Genomic DNA, 15524 nt, shown 5'->3' with positions numbered 1-15524 from the left:
AGATCATGACCGAACGCCGCGGCAGCGACCTCGACGCATGGATCGAGCAGGTCCGTGCAGCCGATCTACCCGAACTCAGCCCCTTCCTGCGGGGCCTGGACCAAGACCACGATGCCGCCGTCGCCGGACTCACGTTGCCCTTCACCAACGGTCCCTGCGAAGGCGTCAACACGAAAACGAAATTCCTGAAACGCCAAATGTACGGACGTGCCGGATTCCAGCTCCTCCGACACCGAATTCTACTGGGGTAGAATAGGATTCGTTACCACCGAAAGTGCGACAGAGCCGAAAGTGCGACAGAGCCGAAAGTGCGACAGAGCCAAATTCCGACACTCCCGGGCGGCGGGGACTGTCTGAGATCTGGCTCTGTCGCTTCTTACAGTCCCTTCCGACGCGGCTACCGCCCCAGCGGCGGTAGCCGCGTCGGACACAAACCCTTGCCAACACAGGTGTTGCGTAGCACCTTTGGCGGTGGTGTCGATTGAAGGTGTGTTATTTGGCTGGGGTGAAGGGTTGGTTGATGGTGGTGAAGTATTGGACGGCGGCCAGGATGGCGACGGGTGCTGTGACCAGGAGTTGGCCGGCGAGGGTGCCGAGTGCGCCGACGGCGATGATGCCGCCGAGGCAGCCGATTACGGCTGCTGGTACGAATGGTCCGAAGAGTCCGATGATGGAGGCTGCGGCAACTGTTGCTCCTGCGATGCCGCCGAGGACGCATCCGACCGCGCCGCCGGCGATGCCGCCGACCATGGTGCCGACGGTGGCGCCAGTTGAGATTGTTGTGACCAGGCGGTTCCAGGCTGCCTGCTCGCGGTCGTAGGGTGTTTTGAAGGGTGCCTGGTTTTCGAACGGGAGCGAGACGGGTTTGTACACGGCGTGTGCGGTGTCGAAACGCGGAGTGAGCGTGGCAGTATGTCCTGCGATACTGGCGTCAATGGGGAAGACGAAATCGTCCACGCGGAAAGACAGGGCGGATCCTGCCAGCACGGTGCCGTTGGCGGCTTCGATCTTGAACACGCCGTTGTCGGCCTTCATCGATCCCGCGTCTGTGGTGATCACGGTTGACTTGTCGTTTGCCCTGGCGGTGTAGTGCACTACCCCTGTATCGGTCGGGACCGGTGCGGCTCCCGCGACTGCGGCGGTTGCCCCCAGGCTGGCGATCAACATCACCGGCAACACGGTAAATCTCCTCATCATTTCTTCCTTTTCTTATTGCAGCACGCGCAGAGAAGCGCGTGATTGGAACAGGAAACAACCACCCACACCAGACGTATACATATGGATGGTTATGAGCTAATTGTTCTGAACGCAACTGCGACGAGTCGAAACCGTCGACCATCCGCGGTCTGAGTTCGTTCGACATCATCACCGACGCTGTTGTCGATTGTTATCGCCATTGCTGCAGTCCTGCCTCTCGTTGTCGTGCGAGGTCTCGTCGTTCCCGGTCGCATCAACTCTTTGAGTCTTCGACCCTGATGCGATGGCGTCGCACCTATTTGGGTTGACCTGTTTCGGGATCGCACGACGTGCCACACCTCACCGGTCGAGGAGCACTGTTTCGAGCGCGGCAACCTCTAGATATGTACGTTATTGCGTATATATGTACGTGATATGGGATGAGGGTAAGGAGATTCTGCAAACGTGTCAAGGGTCACTTCAGGAGAGGGGTAACTCTCGATACGTCATCCGTTGGTGTTCGGGGTTCAGGGCTGACCGCTTCGAGCTGGTCGTTTGCGCTCACCTCGCCGATGGTTGCCAGTTCGAGAGGGTGCTTTGGGTCCGGTCTTGCGGGTTCGCAATCCATCCGGGGTTCGCAGTGGTGAGGCCCGACTGATCCTGGGGCGCCTAGTGTGCTGAGTCGTTGTTCAGCGCCGTAAGTCTGCGGCAGTAGTGGGCGAGGCTGTCGAGGATTTGGTCGGCGGTTTTGGTCCATGCGAACGGTTTCGGATCGTCATTCCATGCGTGGATCCAGGCAAGGACGTCGGTTTCGAGCTCGGCGACGCTGCGGTGGGCTGAGCGGCGGAGTTTGCGGTTGGTGAGTTCGGCGAACCAGCGTTCGACGAGGTTCAACCAGGAACTGCTGGTGGGGGGTGAAATGCAGGTGGAATCGCGGGTGGGCCGCCAGCCATTTGTTGATGACGGGTGTGGGTGCCGTAGTTGTCACAGATGAGATGGAGGTCCAGCTCGGCGGGAGTGTTCGTGTCGATGGTTTTGAGGAACCGCAGAAACCCCTGGTGGCGGTGTCGGCGGTGATGCTGGCCGATGACCTTGCCGGTGGCCACGTCGAGAGCGGCGAACAAGCTGGTGGCGCCGTGGCGGACGTAGTCGTGGGTGCGGCACTTGGGCATGCCCGGCATCATCGGCAGCCCCGGCTGCGACCGGTCCAACGCCTGCATCTATTGGGTCGGAGACGAGGCGCCGTGCAGCATTTCGACTGCCGGTCTCTCCGCCCGCCGAACCCGGCGTGCGAGTTGTCCCCGCACCGGGCTCTCCACGCGCCTCGATGGGTTCAGGTGACGAGGACGAGCTCGCAGTCCAAGCGGTCCACACCGCACGTGTAGCGCATCAGGCAGTCCCAGATCGCCTGGCGGTGGACAACTCCTGCACCTTGGCGGCCAGCGCGTCGAGATCGTGGGTCATGGACTGGAACTCCGTTCCTATCTGGTCGGTATCTCGGCGATGAGTACGGGTCTTCCGGCACGACGCAGGACACGGGCGAACCCCGACGACCCCGGCGGTCATGTCTTCCTGCGCGAGCTTTGCGTGCGGTCCACCGACCGCCACGCGTCCCGCCGACCAGAACAATCATTCTATATTCCGTATGTTAATACGTCATATCGCCCGCCATGGCGAGTCAAGACGGGCGGGGCGACCATTGGCCCTACACAGCTGAGCGCGCAGATGGGACTTGCATACAGTCCTGCGGAGAGAAACCAAGCTGTCATCGGCTGTGACGTCCCACACTGAAGGCGAACAGATTCTGCTTCCGTGACCGAATACACCCGCGACAAGAATGACGACTCGCCGCGGGTGCATTCCTCGTACAGTGCAGCACCTTCGAGTTCGGTGACCGTCCCGTGCGTCGCTGAACCAGCGTTCACACAGCATCGCCGCCGACCCACGTTCGTCACCCGGGCAGCGGTCCCGTCAACCGGCTGAAGATTTGGTCCACATCAGTCTGGTCGGCCAGGGTCTCAAGCATCCCGAGCGCCGCGGTCGCCTGCGCGGAGTCGACCGCGGTCCGTTCGGCAGACTTCAGGAAGAGTGCAGTGATTTCCGCATTGGAGAGCGGATTATCCGGGTGTCCTCGCGCGACGGACAGCTCCGACTCGATGACTTCCCCGTCCGCCAGCGCAACGCGCACCTCGGTCCCCTCCAGTCCGTCGACGATCACCGGCTTCACCCGGCCGGCGAGCGCACGAAGCTGCTCGTCGAGGACCGCGCCAGCGCTGTAATGGTCGATCGTGAGGTCTCCGTCGCGCAGCGCACAGGCAACTGCCCACGGGAGGCTGAATTGAGCTTCCGTGGGGGTCCGCGGCGCCTGCTTCGCCTCCACCGGCTCGACCATGATGGCCAAGCTATAGGGGCCCCGCACCTCCACGGCCTCGATCGCCCGACCGGCGATCCGCTCGCGCAGCCCGCACACCACCTCCACCGCCGCGTGCGCGACGACCCCGCACGGGTACGCCTTGTACCCCACCTTCCGCCCGAGGTAGTCCGCGCCGAGGCCCTTCGTGATGACCTGCAGGTCGACCTCACTTTGCGGGTAGTGGACGGCGTACAGTCCGGCCTTCCCCGATATCGACCCGCGTGGCCCGTGCACCCCGGCTGCCGCCATCCGCGCGGCGGTCACGCCGTTGCGAACCGAGAAGCCTGCTTGGATCGAAACTCCGCGGCCCTCGTACTGCGCCTGGTAGTTGCCTCCCGCTTGGTTGTGTGCGATGCCCAGTGCATTGAGGAACGCGGAGGCGTCGAGGCCGAGGATCTTGCCCGCGGCCACCGCGGCCCCGTAGTTTCCCAGCGCGAAAGTGGCGTTAGCGGTCGTTCGCCCAGCGAGAAAGCCCATGCCGAGTGGGCTGAAGAGACGTCCCGCAGCATCGATCGCCAAAGCGACCGCGGTGATCAGCTCACGCCCCGACACGTTCCCGCGAACTTGCGCCATCGCGACGGCGGCGGGAACGACACAGCAACCCACTGCGAACCCAATGAGGCCGTCGGCCCAGAACTTGTCCTCATGCTCGCCCGCCTTGCCTGCCCGGCCGTTGATCAGGCCGGCTAGTTCGGCTGGCGCACGAAGCTCGCTCCCGAGCACGGTGGCCTCGGGCGGCCCACCGTGGCGGCGCGCCAGCGACCGAAGAGCCTCCTGCTGCGGACCTGCCGCACTCTCCAAGGCTGTTGCCGTCCACCACAGGATCCCGCGCGCGGCCTCCGCGGCCGTGGCCTTCGGAATGTCCGCTGGACCAGTCGTGGCCAGGTGATCTGCCAGCCGCTCTTCCACTGTCCTGTCGTCGCCTGCCGACGCTGTCATGTCCTTCACTCCAGTTCTTCTCCGGTCCGGCCCGGTTCGGCACGGACGTCGCACGGCCGGGCTTCGTCGCTCGCGCTGAGCAACATGTCGACGAGTTGTCCCGGCGCGGTGATCATCGCGTCATGGCTGGTCTCCAGCGTTCGCACTTCGAGCCCCATCGTGCGCGCCCGGGCGCGGTGCCGGCTCGCAGCGTGATGAACCGGCACGACGCACTCGACATACATCGTCTTCAACAATGCTTCAGGCTTGCCCTCAAACGGAAACCGGTCGTCGTAGATCGAAAAGGCCTGCGGGCTGAGACGTTCCTTCATCCACTCGACCTGGTCCGGATCGGTTATACCGAACGACTCAGGCCGAGGAGGATCGAGGATGCGGACGCCATTACGCAGCCTGGTGCGCGTGAGCCGATCGGCGCGCTGCGCGTCGGGGATCTTGTCCCACGGCGACTCCCCGTAGTCCAGGATGCCGCCGTCCACGTAGACGAGAGATTGGATTCTCTCCGTCGCGGTAATTGCCACGCCACGGGCCACGATTCCGCCGAGGCTGTGTCCCACGAGGACGACGTCGCGTAGTCCCTGCTCCTCGATCAGCCGCACGACGTCACCGATCAGCAGATTGAACGGCGAATCCTCATTTTCCAGCTCGGCCGAGCGTTCGCCGAATCCCGGCAGCGTCGGACACCAGACCTGGTGCCCGTTCGCCTCAAGAGCGACGCGCACCTTCTCCCAGCACCATCCGCCATGATGGGAGCCGTGGATCAGGACGAAAGTCGACACGAAGCAACTCCTTCATTGTTACGTCTGCGGTCGGCAGAACATCCTTGACGCTCTTAGACTTCGTCGAGATTCACGTTTCGCGTCTCCCGCAGCGAAAAGGTGCATAAGGCGGCAATCGCGCATATGACCGCCAAGAGAATGCCGAATGCGGATGACCCAGCCAAATCGATGACGATTGGAGCCATCAACGGGACGATTCCCCCGCCGATCACACTGGTGAGGTTGTAGGAGATACCGGTGGCGGTCTGCCGGTACCGGGTGCGAAATTGTTCCGGCAGAAAGGCGCCCACCGCACCGTAGTTGAGCCCGGCGATGAGGTAGGTCACCGCCAGAGCGAGGACGTACGCCCAGAAGGAGCGCGTGTTGACGATCGGAAACAGGACGAGCACCCAAGCGAACCCGGCGATGTGCGCAGTGCCGAGCATCCGGCGCCGGCCGGTGCGGTCCGAGAGCAACGCGCTGGCCGCGGTCGCCAGGGCGTAGACCAGGCCCGCGATGAGCGTTACGGCGAGCACGCTGGTGCGGGAGAACCCAAGCACAGTCGTCCCGTAGTTGGCGAGGTACGAACTCGCGAGGTAGGTCAGCGCAAAGGTCGTCAAGGCCACCCCGGCACCCCTGATGATCTGCCATGGCTGTTGCTTGAACGCCTCCAGGAACGGCACTTTCGAGACACCTCGGCTCGCCTCCCGCTTGAACACCGGCGTCTCGTCCAGCTTGAGGCGGATGTAGAGACCGATGCCGACGAGCAGCGAACTGGCGACGAACGGGACCCGCCAGCCCCAGCTGTTGAACGAGCTTTCGCTCATCATCAGGCCGATGACGAGGAAGACCGCGCTCGAGAAGGCCGTCGGGAGCGCGTGCCCGATTTGCGGGAACATCGCGTACAAGCCACGCTTTTCGCGTGGTGCGTGTTCGGCAACGAACAGGGTCGAGCCTGCCCATTCACCGCCGGCCGAAATGCCCTGCACGACCCGGAGGACGATTACGCAAATCGGTGCCGTCGCACCGATCTGCGTGGCCGGGGGCACGAACCCGATGAGCGTGGTGCACACGCCCATGCTGAGCAGTGTGACGACCAACGTCGCCTTGCGCCCGTACTTGTCTCCGAAATGTCCGAAAAGAACGCTTCCGAACGGACGAGCAACGAAGGCGACCCCGAGGGTTGCCAACGAAGCCACCGTGCCAGCCGTCTCCCCGAGCGACGGGAAGAACACGTGAGGGAACACCAGCGCCGCAGCCAGCCCATAAAGGACGAAGTCGTTGCCTTCGACCAGCGTGCCGATCAGACTGGCCGCCGCGATGCGGCGGTTGAACCTCTCAGGGGCCGGGCGGCGGTCTCCGGGCACCAGGGTTCCTCGGGCGCCGTCCTCAGCATTGATGGACATGTCGAACCTCCTGAACGAACCGAGTGGCCGACCGGCGACCCGGGCTTTGCGGTCAGCCGACCCGTCGACCCCGTTCACGCGTGAGGCCTTTCCGCACCCGAAGTCCGCTCACCGAGCCTCCGTTCCACATCGTTGCGCGAAAAGTGCTGGCAACGCAGATGGCCGACGCCGGGCACTGTTCAATATTTCGGATACAAATTCGGAACTGGAAACAGAATAAGAAGGGCAACACGCCGTGTCAAGATCTCGGCGCCGCCCGGAGCGAGCGGGAAGCCCCCGATAGCGGGCTTTCAGTCAGCACTCAAGCACTCCCTGTCCACGCCGACGCCCGTGCCCGTTCACGAGCGCAGGGTGTGACGATCTTGTGCCAGTGGTCAGCCATTGGCCGCCACGTATGGCTGCTGAGTAGCCATTGGTTCGGGATTGGAGAGGCTCATTGCCCCAGGTGACCTGCACCACCTAGCTTTCGGGCATCGCCGCTCTACCTGTGGCCCGCCGCGGCGGGGCAACGCCCACCATTTGCTTTCACCTCAAGGAGGAGGACGACGTGGACGCCGCCGAGAACTTCGGCCCGGTCCGGCCCTCGACCGACTTCCCGCGGCTCGATGGCCCTACTTGGTGTTGTGTCTTCTCGTGGCATTCTCCCCGAACATCGGTGTGCTGATCGCGAGCCGCGGCTTGTGTGGCGTGTTCATGGGGCGGAGCTGATCTTGATCGACACCTACCTCAGCGAGTTGATGCCCAAGCTCAGGCGGGGTCGGATGATCGCGATCGCCTACACGATCGGATTCTTCGCACCCGGTGGTCGCGCTGCTCGGCGGGCTCCTGGTCGCCGACTCCCACTTCCTGTGGGAGGGCTGGCGGTGGTTGCCGCTGTTCGGCTGGGTCCGCGCAGCCTTCCGGAATCCGCACGTTGGCCGGCCGAGCACGGCCGTGGTGCCGAAGCCGACCGTGTCGTCAGCCGGATCGAACGGGAGTTCGAGGCCGAGCGCGACCCGCTGCCCGAACCCGAGCCGGCGGCGCCGGTCGCCATGGTGTACCGCATCTCCGACGAGCGCAAGCGGATACGGGCCCGGCTATACACACGTATCCACTGATCGGGGTGCCGGCTCCGTAGCAGCCGCGCCATCCGGTATGTAGTCCGCCGCTTGAGAGTGCGGTCGACAGACAGCCGAGCGGCGGCAAACCCGCAGTCGCCAATACCTGAATTTATTTGCGCAGGGCACAACGATGTGCTGCGTGCCGCCGGGAGTGTTGTTGGCAACGTCGTGCAGCGATCCTTGGCCCCCGCCGACGTCCCGGCGTCCACTATGGACGACCTGGCGGACCTCGCCCGCGATCTGTGGCCCGCGGTATGGCGCGACGCGATCCTCGACTGCATCGATCGGCGCGCCGTCATCGGAACCCCGATCGCGGAGCATGTACCTAATCGGATCGTCGACGGCCGCCTTGCCCTCGTCGGCGACGCCGCCCACGTGGCGACACCGATGACTGGATCCGGTTTCAGCGCCGCCCTGTACGACGCCGAGGCCCTTGCCGACGCATTCCCGTCCCGTGGCCCCGGCGGCTCGATAGCCGAAGGTCTGCTGGAGTACGAAACAGCACGGCTCGACAACGTGCAGAGGATGGTCGAATCCGGTCGACAGTTCAGCCGTTCTTTCGCCCGTCGGGCAGCCTGAACGCAGCTGCGCGAGCGGGGTGTTCGGATGATCCACAAGCGACGGCTAGGGCACCGGCTCGGGTTTTCGCCCCTGGGCTCGGCTGCATGGGGATGAACGTCCACTGCGGCACCCGACGGTCGAGGCGGACATGGTTGCCCTGATGCAGGCCACCGCCGCCCGCGGTTTCACCTTCTTCAACACCGCCGAGATCTACGGCCCGTTCGACAATGAAGAACTCGTCGGCAAGGCTCTCGCCCCGCAAACCGTAGAAGGCTCCCTGCGGCCCCTGCGCACCGACCGTATCGATCTGCTCTGCCAGCACGCGTGGACCCCGAGGTGTCGACCGAAGAGATGGCCGGCGCCATGGACGGCCTCGTCGCCGACGGAAAAGGTTGGCCACTTCAGGCAGCCTGAAGCCTACGCGTCCACCACCCGCCGCGCCCACATCGGCTAATCCCGCACTACCGGGCGATACGACTTGGTCACACCCCATAATCCCAGCCAAACCCCTTCGGCGGCAATCGATTCTGCAACAGCCTCTACGACGTCGAGATACGCCGTGTGATCTGCTCGACCAACGCGATCGAGTCGCTCAACGCCTGCTACCGGCGCGCAGTGGGGACTGTCTCAGATCTGGTCGGGTGGCCCGGGGTATCTCAACCCCGGGCTCCCACAGATCCGTACGTGACAGTCTCCCGTCATACGGCTCTTGTCGTCCTGGTCATCCGGCAGCCGGTTTCACCCAGGCCCAGTGCGCGAAGTACCTCGGCCGGTCGACAGCCGCGTCAGCCAGCACTCGAATGGCTTTCTTCCAGGTGCTGTGCTTGTTGTACTTGCTCATGATCCAGCGCAGCAGATAGGTGTTGATGCGCCGGAGCACGGGATACAGCGCCGAAGGATAGAAAGCCCCGTAGTAGGCCATCCAGCCTCGTATCTTAGGGTTGATCAGCTTCGCGATCTCCCGTCCGTCCGAGCTGACCCAGCGGTGCAGCCGCCAGGATCGAACTTCGGCACCGATTTTCCTCAGGGCATCCTTGCTGATCGCAGGCAGGAACGCGGTAAACCGCATCCCGTCCTTGCGTTGCGACTGCCGTGGCCGGAACGTAAAGCCCAGGAACGTGAACGACGTGTTCTCATACGAGCCGCGCCGGTTGCTGTCTTTGCAGTACACGATCCTGGTCTTGTCCGGGTGCAGGTGCAGCCCTACTCCCGCCATCCTGTTCTCCAGTGCGGCAAGCACATTCGTTGCCTGCTGCAGGCTTCTGCAGTGAATGACCGCGTCATCGGCATAACGCTCGAACCTGACCGACGGGAACTCCCTCTCCAGCCACAGGTCGAACGCATAGTGCATGAACAGGTTGGCGAGCACAGGCGAAATCGCCGATCCTTATGAGCAGTGCTGGGTTATGCGCAGTGCGGCTGGATGTGGGCTGGTGACAGTGGATTTCGGGGTCGAACGCTGCGCATAACGCGGATCCTCTGATCTGGAGGTCTCGGCATGGGGCCGGGCCCGGGTGATCGGAGGTCGATTGTCATGACGAGGTTGTCTGTGCTGGTATCGGGCCTGGAAGCGGAGTTACGGCGTCTGGGATATAAGGACTCGACTCTCGTGTGGTACCAGGGTTGTTGGCGGCGGATGCAGAGACACTTCGACGCCCGCGGTGTCGAGGAGTTCTCCCTGGACGCGGCGATGGCGTGGGTCGATGATGCGTGCGGCTTCTTCGCCAAGGAACAGGCTGGCACTTTGAAACAAACGGACGTCTATCTGTTCAGGGTCGCCCAAATGCTGCAGGACTACGCCGTTCATGGCGCGGTCCTGCGCCGCTACAGTCGGTCGGTCAGCAAGCTCGACACCGGCGGTGCCGCGACGATCGCCGTGTTCCAGGCGCACCTGCGCTCGACCGGTCGTTCGGTCTCGACGGTGCGGACATATGGAACGCTGGCCGCGGAGTTCCTCGCGTTCACCGACACTCGCGCAGGGCTGGGCTGCTGCGACGCCGCCGTGATCGGCGCGTTCGTCGCTACCCTGACCGGTTACCAGGTCAAGACCGTCGAGCAGAAACTGTGCGCGGTGCGGTCGTTCCTGCGGTTCGCCGCCGCGGCGGGTCTGGTCGACGGCGCCTGCCTGGACGCGGTGCCGGCGGCGCGTTCGACCAGAGGGGCGCGGATCCCGTCGGTCTGGGATCCCGGTGAGGTGGCCGCGATCGTGGCAGCGATCGACCGCGACAACCCGTGTGGGAAACGCGATTACGCGATCATTCTGCTGATCACCCGACTCGGTCTGCGCGGAATCGACGTCAAGCGGCTGGAGTTCGCCGACTTCGACTGGCCGGGCAACCGGCTGCTGGTGACCCAAGCCAAGACCGGTCACGAGGTTCGGCTACCGCTACTGAAGGATGTCGGCTGGGCGGTCATCGATTACCTGCGTCACGGCCGCCGGATTGTGACTGCCCGCAGGTGTTCGTGCGGCACACCGCGCCGATCGGCGCGTTCTCCGACCAGGATCATCTGCATCAGATCCTGGTCAAACACGCTCGGGCAGCGCACGTTCCGGTGAGTGAGAAACGCCGTCACGGCATGCACTCGCTGCGGCACACCCTGGCGACCCGGCTGATGGAGAACGGCACTCCGGTCGAGCAGATCGCTGACATCCTGGGTCATCAATCGGCCGAATCGGCCGGGGTCTACCTGAAATCCTCGCTGAGTCTGCTGGCGCAGTGCGCGCTGGACCCCGACGCACCGGCGGACGGGGCGTCGCGATGAACACCGCCGCTATGCCGATGACCGACGCGATCACCGCGCTGATCACCGAGAAACGCGCCACCGGTTACAAATACGACGCCGAACAGCGGGTGCTGAACCGGTTCGCGGCGTTCACCGCGGACCGGTTTCCCGGACAGCAGGCACCCACCCAAGCCTCGGTCGAGGCGTGGATCGACGCCGCCCGCAGGCGCGGCGTCGCCCCAGCGACCCTGCACGGTTTGGTCACGCCAGTGCGGGAACTGGCCCGCTGGCTGGGCCGCCGGGGCGCGGCGGCCTACGTCCTGCCCGCCGGGGCGTTGCCCCGCCCTGCCCGCTACGTCCCGCACATCTACACCGATTCTGAACTGGCGGCTCTGTTCGGTCGAACCGACCTCTGCCACTACGACTGTCAGGTCCCTTTTCGGCACCTGGTCATGCCGGTACTGTTCCGCACGATCTACGCCTGCGGGCTACGCGCTTCCGAAGCGCGGCTGCTGCGTTTCGGCGATGTCGACCTCGACGCCGGGGTGCTGAGGATCCGCGATGGCAAAGGCGGCAAGGACCGTCAGGTCCCGGTCAGCGCCGGGCTGCGCGACAGGCTGGCCGGCTACCACGCCCGCGTCGCCGGGCGCACCGGCGGCGACTGGTTCTTCCCCGGCACATCAGGAAATCCGTTGACGATCGGCAACATCGACAAGAACTTCCGCCGGTTCCTCTGGCAGGCCCGCATCCCGCACGGCGGCCGAGGCCACGGCCCCCGGGTCCATGATCTGCGACACACGATGGCGGTCAACAATCTTCGGTCGTGGTTCGCTCGCGGGATGGACGTCGGCGCGTTGCTGCCGGTCCTGCAGGCTTACATGGGTCACTCCAGCATCGCCGACACCGACTATTACCTGCGGTTAACCGCCGAGTCCTACCCGCACATCACCGCCGCGGTCCAGCGAGCCTACGGCGACATCATCGCACCGGTCACGGCAGGAGCGGGTCATGGCAACTGATTTCGCGGTGCTGCTGCACCGCTTCCTCACCGCGCATCTGGCCGGGCTGCGGGGCTGTTCACCCCACACCATCGCCTCCTACCGCGACACCTTCAAACTGCTGATCGCCTGGTTCCGCGACAACAGATCCGTCCCGCCCGAGAAACTCACCCTCGACTACTTCGATGCCGCCGCGGTCACCGGGTTCCTCGACTGGCTCGAAACCGAACGGCACAACAGCATCTCGACCCGCAACCAGCGCCTCGCCGCGGTCAGCTCGTTCTTCCGGTGGCTGCAATCGGAAGACCCGGCCCGAATGGCCTGCTGCCAGACCATTCTCGCCGTCCCCGCCAAACGCGACGCCCAGCCGCGGGTGAATCACCTGACCGTCGATCAAACCCGCTGCCTGCTCGCCGCACCCGACCGGGCCACCCGGCGAGGCCGTCGCGACGCGACCCTGCTGGCCACGCTCTACGACACCGCCGCCAGGGTTTCCGAATTCGCCGACCTCACCGCAGCCGACATCCGCCTGGCACCTCCGCCGCTGGTGGTGCTGACCGGCAAAGGCCGCAAGACCCGCCACGTCCCGCTCGGCGACAACACCGTGGCACTGCTGAACGCCTACCTGACCGAACACGGCCTCGACCGGCCCGGACACGATGACCACCCGCTGTTCACCAATCAGCATCACCACAAGCTCAGCCGCGGCGGCGTCGCCTGGATCCTCACCAAATATCAAGCCCGCACCGCAGATCCGGCGCTCACTGGCGCGGATCTCAGCCCGCATATCCTGCGCCACAGCAAGGCGATGCACCTCTACGAGGCAGGCGTGGCGTTACCGTTCATCCGTGACATCCTCGGGCACGTCGATCTGACGACCACCGAGATCTACGCCCGCGCCTCCACCGAGGCCAAACGCAAAGCCCTCGAAGCCGCTTACACCGATATCGTCACCGACGAACTGCCCGAATGGAACCGCGACACCGGACTACTCGACTGGCTCTCCAGTCTGTGAGCCCAACATCCACCGCGAAGGGTTATGCGCAGCGTGCGACCCCGAAATCCACTGTCACCAGCCCACATCCAGCCGCACTGCGCATAACCCAGCACTGCTCATAAGGCGGGTTATGCGCAGCTGCGCATAACCCGCCCTGCGGGGTTCCGCGATCCCGCTCTTGCAAGGTCCCTTCGGGCAGCTGCAGTGCAGCGGCCAGCCACCGCTTCACATACAGCACCACCCAGCGGGTCTCATGGTCGGTGTGCTTGTCCACCGCCTTGACGATCAGGTCCCACGGCACGCTGTCGAAGAACTTCCGGATGTCCATATCGATCACCCAGTCGAACTCCCAGCAGCGTTTGCGGCATGCCGCCACCGCGTCCAGCGCGCCTCGCTTGGGCCGATACCCGTAGGAGTCGGGATGGAACAGCGGTTCCACCACCTTCTCCAACCGGGCCGCGGCCACGGTCTGCGCGATCCTGTCCGCGACAGTGGGCACCCCGAGCACGCGAGTCCCTCCGCCATGCGGCTTCGGTATCTCCACCGCCATCACCGGCGGCGGGAAGTAGGTCCCCCGACGACATCCGGTTCCAGACCTTGTACAGGTTGTTCCTGAGATCCTTCTCGAACGCCTCGATGGACTGCCCATCCGCCCCAGGCGCGCCCTGATTCCCCTTCACCTTCAGCCAGGCGTCCCAGACCTCATACTTCGAGATCTCGAACGGCTTGCCAGATGCTTTCAGCTCGCCCACGCAACTCCTCCCGGCACGCGCCGGTTGATCGAACGGACAACAGCCACGGACAACCCGGCCCCTTCGCTCCGCCTCCATTACAGAGACCTCACCGCTACTACGAGCCGGTCCGCCGGCGTGTCGGGCAACGGTACTCACGTCCCTACGGGGCACTCCCGGCTCGGGCGCTCCCTCTCACCACTGCTGAAGCGGCAGTATCCAGACACGCCTTCTCACGTTCCGCACGACAGCCGCAGGCCGGGCTCACGCCACCTCTACGCCGGACACCGCCTGGCCAGTCAGCGGACACCCGCCAGGCTCATCCCGAGACACAGAGCAACGCCCCGGTTTCGATGTCATCTGAGTGAGTTACGACGCTTCAGCAGTGGTCGTCTTCCCGTCCCCCGCCTGACGCCTCCAGGACGCCTTTTCCTCATCGCTCACCACGACAGTCTTCAGCTAACGCAGCATGAGGCGGCTTGAAGCCTCCCTCCGCAGGGCGACTCCGAGGGGCCATCAATCCCTCATCTCTCGTGCAGCACCGCATCAAGAAACCTCCCCACCTACACAGGCGGCCCCTCTCTACGTTCGTGACACACGCTCTGTCGCACTTCCGACACTCCCGCGGTCGACGATCGCCGCGCCCGGCAATTAGTCAAAGACGAATGCGGCCTTGCTTGAGGTCTGTCGGTCGAACTCGGCGTAGGCCTCCTCGGCCTGGTCGAGGCGCCATTGGTGCGAGAAGAGCTCGTCGACTGGGAGGCCATGCTGTGCGATGAACCGGGCGCACTCGGCCTGGTGGACGATCGACATGGACCATGAGGTCATGACGGTGATCTGCGTGCGGAGGTACGACTGCGGGGCGAAGCTCACCGTACCGCCGAGGCCGATCATGCAGGCCTTACCCCACTTGGCCAGCGAGTCCAACGCGGTCGTGGCTGCGCTCGACGAGCCGGACGTCTCGAGGACGAATGGCGTGCCGACGCCGTCAGTGAGGTCTCGTACCGCCGCAGCGACGTCCACTTCGGCCGGGTTGAGGGTCTCGGTAGCGCCGAACTTCCGAGCCGCTTCCAGCCGCTCGGGCGAGAGGTCGATCGCGATCACCCGGGCGCCGCGCGCTCGGGCGAGCATGGTTGCGGACAGACCCACCGGCCCCTGACCAAACACCGCCACAGTCGCGCCGCCGATGTCGTCCTGGAGCCGGGCGAGGCCACCCCACGCGGTGCCGGTGCCGCAGCCGATGGCGGCACCCGCCTCGAAACTGAGTGCGTCGGCGAGCGGGACCAAGGTGCTGACCTGGGCGAGCATGAACGGCGCGTGCGCACCGTTCGTGTCCGTCCCGTAGACCTTGGCGAACACGCGGTCACACATCTGCGGCCATCCCGACCGGCAGCGGTCGCACGCGCCGCAGCCGCCATAGTGGTGCATCATCACCCGGTCGCCGACGGCCGCGACCTCCGGCGCCACGCCCGGCCCCACCGCCGCGACGACGCCTGCCGGCTCGTGACCTGTGACGCACAGCTGCCCGACCTCGTCCTCGCGAACGGCCGGTCCCCGGTAGCGATGGAGGTCGCTGCCACACAACCCCGACGCCTTGATCGCCAGGACCACCTCACCCGCCCCAGGTTCCGGCTGGTCGAACTCGCGCAGCTCGACGCGCCGCTCCCCGAGGAATACCAGACCCTGCATTGTGCAGCCTCCTTCGCACAGACCAATCAGAAAAC

General features: G+C 64.8%; 15 protein-coding genes and 2 pseudogenes. 9 read left to right on the top strand and 8 right to left on the bottom strand.

Going from position 1 to position 15524, the window contains the following annotated elements; translation table 11 throughout:
* Positions 1-251: transposase (locus K7711_RS19695; protein WP_222970854.1), on the top strand; the 251-nt coding region annotated here is incomplete at its 5' end.
* Between the two features lie 241 nt (positions 252-492).
* On the opposite strand, the gene K7711_RS19690 is transcribed toward K7711_RS19695, so the two are convergent.
* The 5 genes and pseudogenes from K7711_RS19690 to K7711_RS19670 form a co-directional block, all read right to left on the bottom strand.
* Complete coding sequence (locus K7711_RS19690; protein ID WP_222970853.1) at positions 493-1194, bottom strand: DUF8020 domain-containing protein; 702 nt, start codon at positions 1192-1194, stop codon at positions 493-495.
* A 651-nt stretch (positions 1195-1845) separates the two neighbouring features.
* Positions 1846-2396, bottom strand: a pseudogene (locus K7711_RS19685) (IS630 family transposase); the annotation flags it as partial.
* A gap of 731 nt (positions 2397-3127) precedes the next feature.
* Positions 3128-4528 (bottom strand): MmgE/PrpD family protein, encoded by a 1401-nt coding sequence (locus K7711_RS19680; RefSeq protein WP_235747498.1) that lies wholly within the window; start codon positions 4526-4528, stop codon positions 3128-3130.
* Between the two features lie 5 nt (positions 4529-4533).
* A complete protein-coding gene (locus K7711_RS19675; RefSeq protein WP_222970851.1) occupies positions 4534-5304 on the bottom strand; it encodes an alpha/beta fold hydrolase in 771 nt (256 codons plus the stop codon).
* A 53-nt stretch (positions 5305-5357) separates the two neighbouring features.
* Positions 5358-6689 carry an MFS transporter gene (locus K7711_RS19670; RefSeq protein WP_222970850.1) on the bottom strand — a complete coding sequence of 444 codons (1332 nt, stop codon included), beginning with the start codon at positions 6687-6689 and terminating at the stop codon, positions 5358-5360.
* A 710-nt stretch (positions 6690-7399) separates the two neighbouring features.
* Here K7711_RS19670 and K7711_RS19665 point away from each other — a divergent pair.
* The 4 genes and pseudogenes from K7711_RS19665 to K7711_RS19650 all read left to right on the top strand — a co-directional run.
* Positions 7400-7786 carry a hypothetical protein gene (locus tag K7711_RS19665; protein WP_222970849.1) on the top strand — a complete coding sequence of 129 codons (387 nt, stop codon included), beginning with the start codon at positions 7400-7402 and terminating at the stop codon, positions 7784-7786.
* 171 nt (positions 7787-7957) lie between these two features.
* Positions 7958-8368, top strand: a complete 411-nt coding sequence (locus K7711_RS19660; RefSeq protein ID WP_222970848.1) for an FAD-dependent oxidoreductase — start codon at positions 7958-7960, stop codon at positions 8366-8368.
* Between the two features lie 82 nt (positions 8369-8450).
* On the top strand, positions 8451-8804 hold the full coding sequence (locus K7711_RS19655; protein ID WP_308014835.1) for an aldo/keto reductase: 354 nt from the start codon (positions 8451-8453) through the stop codon (positions 8802-8804).
* 86 nt (positions 8805-8890) lie between these two features.
* Positions 8891-8968: pseudogene (locus K7711_RS19650) on the top strand (transposase); the annotation flags it as partial.
* A 103-nt stretch (positions 8969-9071) separates the two neighbouring features.
* On the opposite strand, the gene K7711_RS48955 reads toward K7711_RS19650, so the two are convergent.
* On the bottom strand, positions 9072-9719 hold the full coding sequence (locus tag K7711_RS48955) for a group II intron maturase-specific domain-containing protein (RefSeq protein WP_372460161.1): 648 nt from the start codon (positions 9717-9719) through the stop codon (positions 9072-9074).
* Positions 9720-9884: 165 nt separating this feature from the next.
* On the opposite strand from K7711_RS48955, the gene K7711_RS19640 reads away from it, so the two are divergent.
* Genes K7711_RS19640 through K7711_RS19625 form a run of 4 tightly spaced genes read left to right on the top strand, consistent with a single transcriptional unit; the run spans position 9885 to position 13087 of the window.
* On the top strand, positions 9885-10907 hold the full coding sequence (locus K7711_RS19640; protein WP_222970847.1) for a site-specific integrase: 1023 nt from the start codon (positions 9885-9887) through the stop codon (positions 10905-10907).
* Positions 10904-11113, top strand: a complete 210-nt coding sequence (locus K7711_RS19635; protein WP_222970846.1) for a tyrosine-type recombinase/integrase — start codon at positions 10904-10906, stop codon at positions 11111-11113. The genes K7711_RS19640 and K7711_RS19635 overlap by 4 nt, the downstream gene beginning before the upstream one ends.
* Positions 11110-12093 (top strand): tyrosine-type recombinase/integrase, encoded by a 984-nt coding sequence (locus K7711_RS19630; protein ID WP_222970845.1) that lies wholly within the window; start codon positions 11110-11112, stop codon positions 12091-12093. Before K7711_RS19635 ends, K7711_RS19630 begins: the two co-directional genes overlap by 4 nt.
* Positions 12083-13087: a tyrosine-type recombinase/integrase gene (locus K7711_RS19625; RefSeq protein ID WP_222970844.1), complete on the top strand. Its 1005-nt coding sequence runs from the start codon at positions 12083-12085 to the stop codon at positions 13085-13087. Before K7711_RS19630 ends, K7711_RS19625 begins: the two co-directional genes overlap by 11 nt.
* 22 nt (positions 13088-13109) lie before the next feature.
* On the opposite strand, the gene K7711_RS19620 is transcribed toward K7711_RS19625, so the two are convergent.
* Together K7711_RS19620 and K7711_RS19615 are read right to left on the bottom strand one after the other, a co-directional pair.
* Positions 13110-13568 carry a reverse transcriptase domain-containing protein gene (locus tag K7711_RS19620; RefSeq protein ID WP_308014826.1) on the bottom strand — a complete coding sequence of 153 codons (459 nt, stop codon included), beginning with the start codon at positions 13566-13568 and terminating at the stop codon, positions 13110-13112.
* 883 nt (positions 13569-14451) lie between these two features.
* Positions 14452-15489 (bottom strand): zinc-dependent alcohol dehydrogenase family protein, encoded by a 1038-nt coding sequence (locus K7711_RS19615; protein WP_222970843.1) that lies wholly within the window; start codon positions 15487-15489, stop codon positions 14452-14454.
* Positions 15490-15524: the final 35 nt, after the last annotated feature.

Source organism: Nocardia coffeae (assembly GCF_019890715.1).
GTDB lineage: Bacteria > Actinomycetota > Actinomycetes > Mycobacteriales > Mycobacteriaceae > Nocardia > Nocardia jiangxiensis.
Note: the sequence above shows the minus strand (reverse complement) of the source record. Positions and strands in the feature narration are given on the sequence as shown.

Excerpts from the sequence above, each read along its gene's own strand:
- K7711_RS19625 (WP_222970844.1), top strand. The coding sequence starts at position 12,083 with ATGGCAACTGATTTCGCGGTGCTGCTGCACCGCTTCCTCACCGCGCAT.
- K7711_RS19640 (WP_222970847.1), top strand. The coding sequence starts at position 9,885 with ATGACGAGGTTGTCTGTGCTGGTATCGGGCCTGGAAGCGGAGTTACGG.
- K7711_RS19680 (WP_235747498.1), bottom strand. The coding sequence starts at position 4,528 with ATGACAGCGTCGGCAGGCGACGACAGGACAGTGGAAGAGCGGCTGGCA.
- K7711_RS19690 (WP_222970853.1), bottom strand. The coding sequence starts at position 1,194 with ATGAGGAGATTTACCGTGTTGCCGGTGATGTTGATCGCCAGCCTGGGG.
- K7711_RS19615 (WP_222970843.1), bottom strand. The coding sequence starts at position 15,489 with ATGCAGGGTCTGGTATTCCTCGGGGAGCGGCGCGTCGAGCTGCGCGAG.
- K7711_RS19670 (WP_222970850.1), bottom strand. The coding sequence starts at position 6,689 with ATGTCCATCAATGCTGAGGACGGCGCCCGAGGAACCCTGGTGCCCGGA.
- K7711_RS19630 (WP_222970845.1), top strand. The coding sequence starts at position 11,110 with ATGAACACCGCCGCTATGCCGATGACCGACGCGATCACCGCGCTGATC.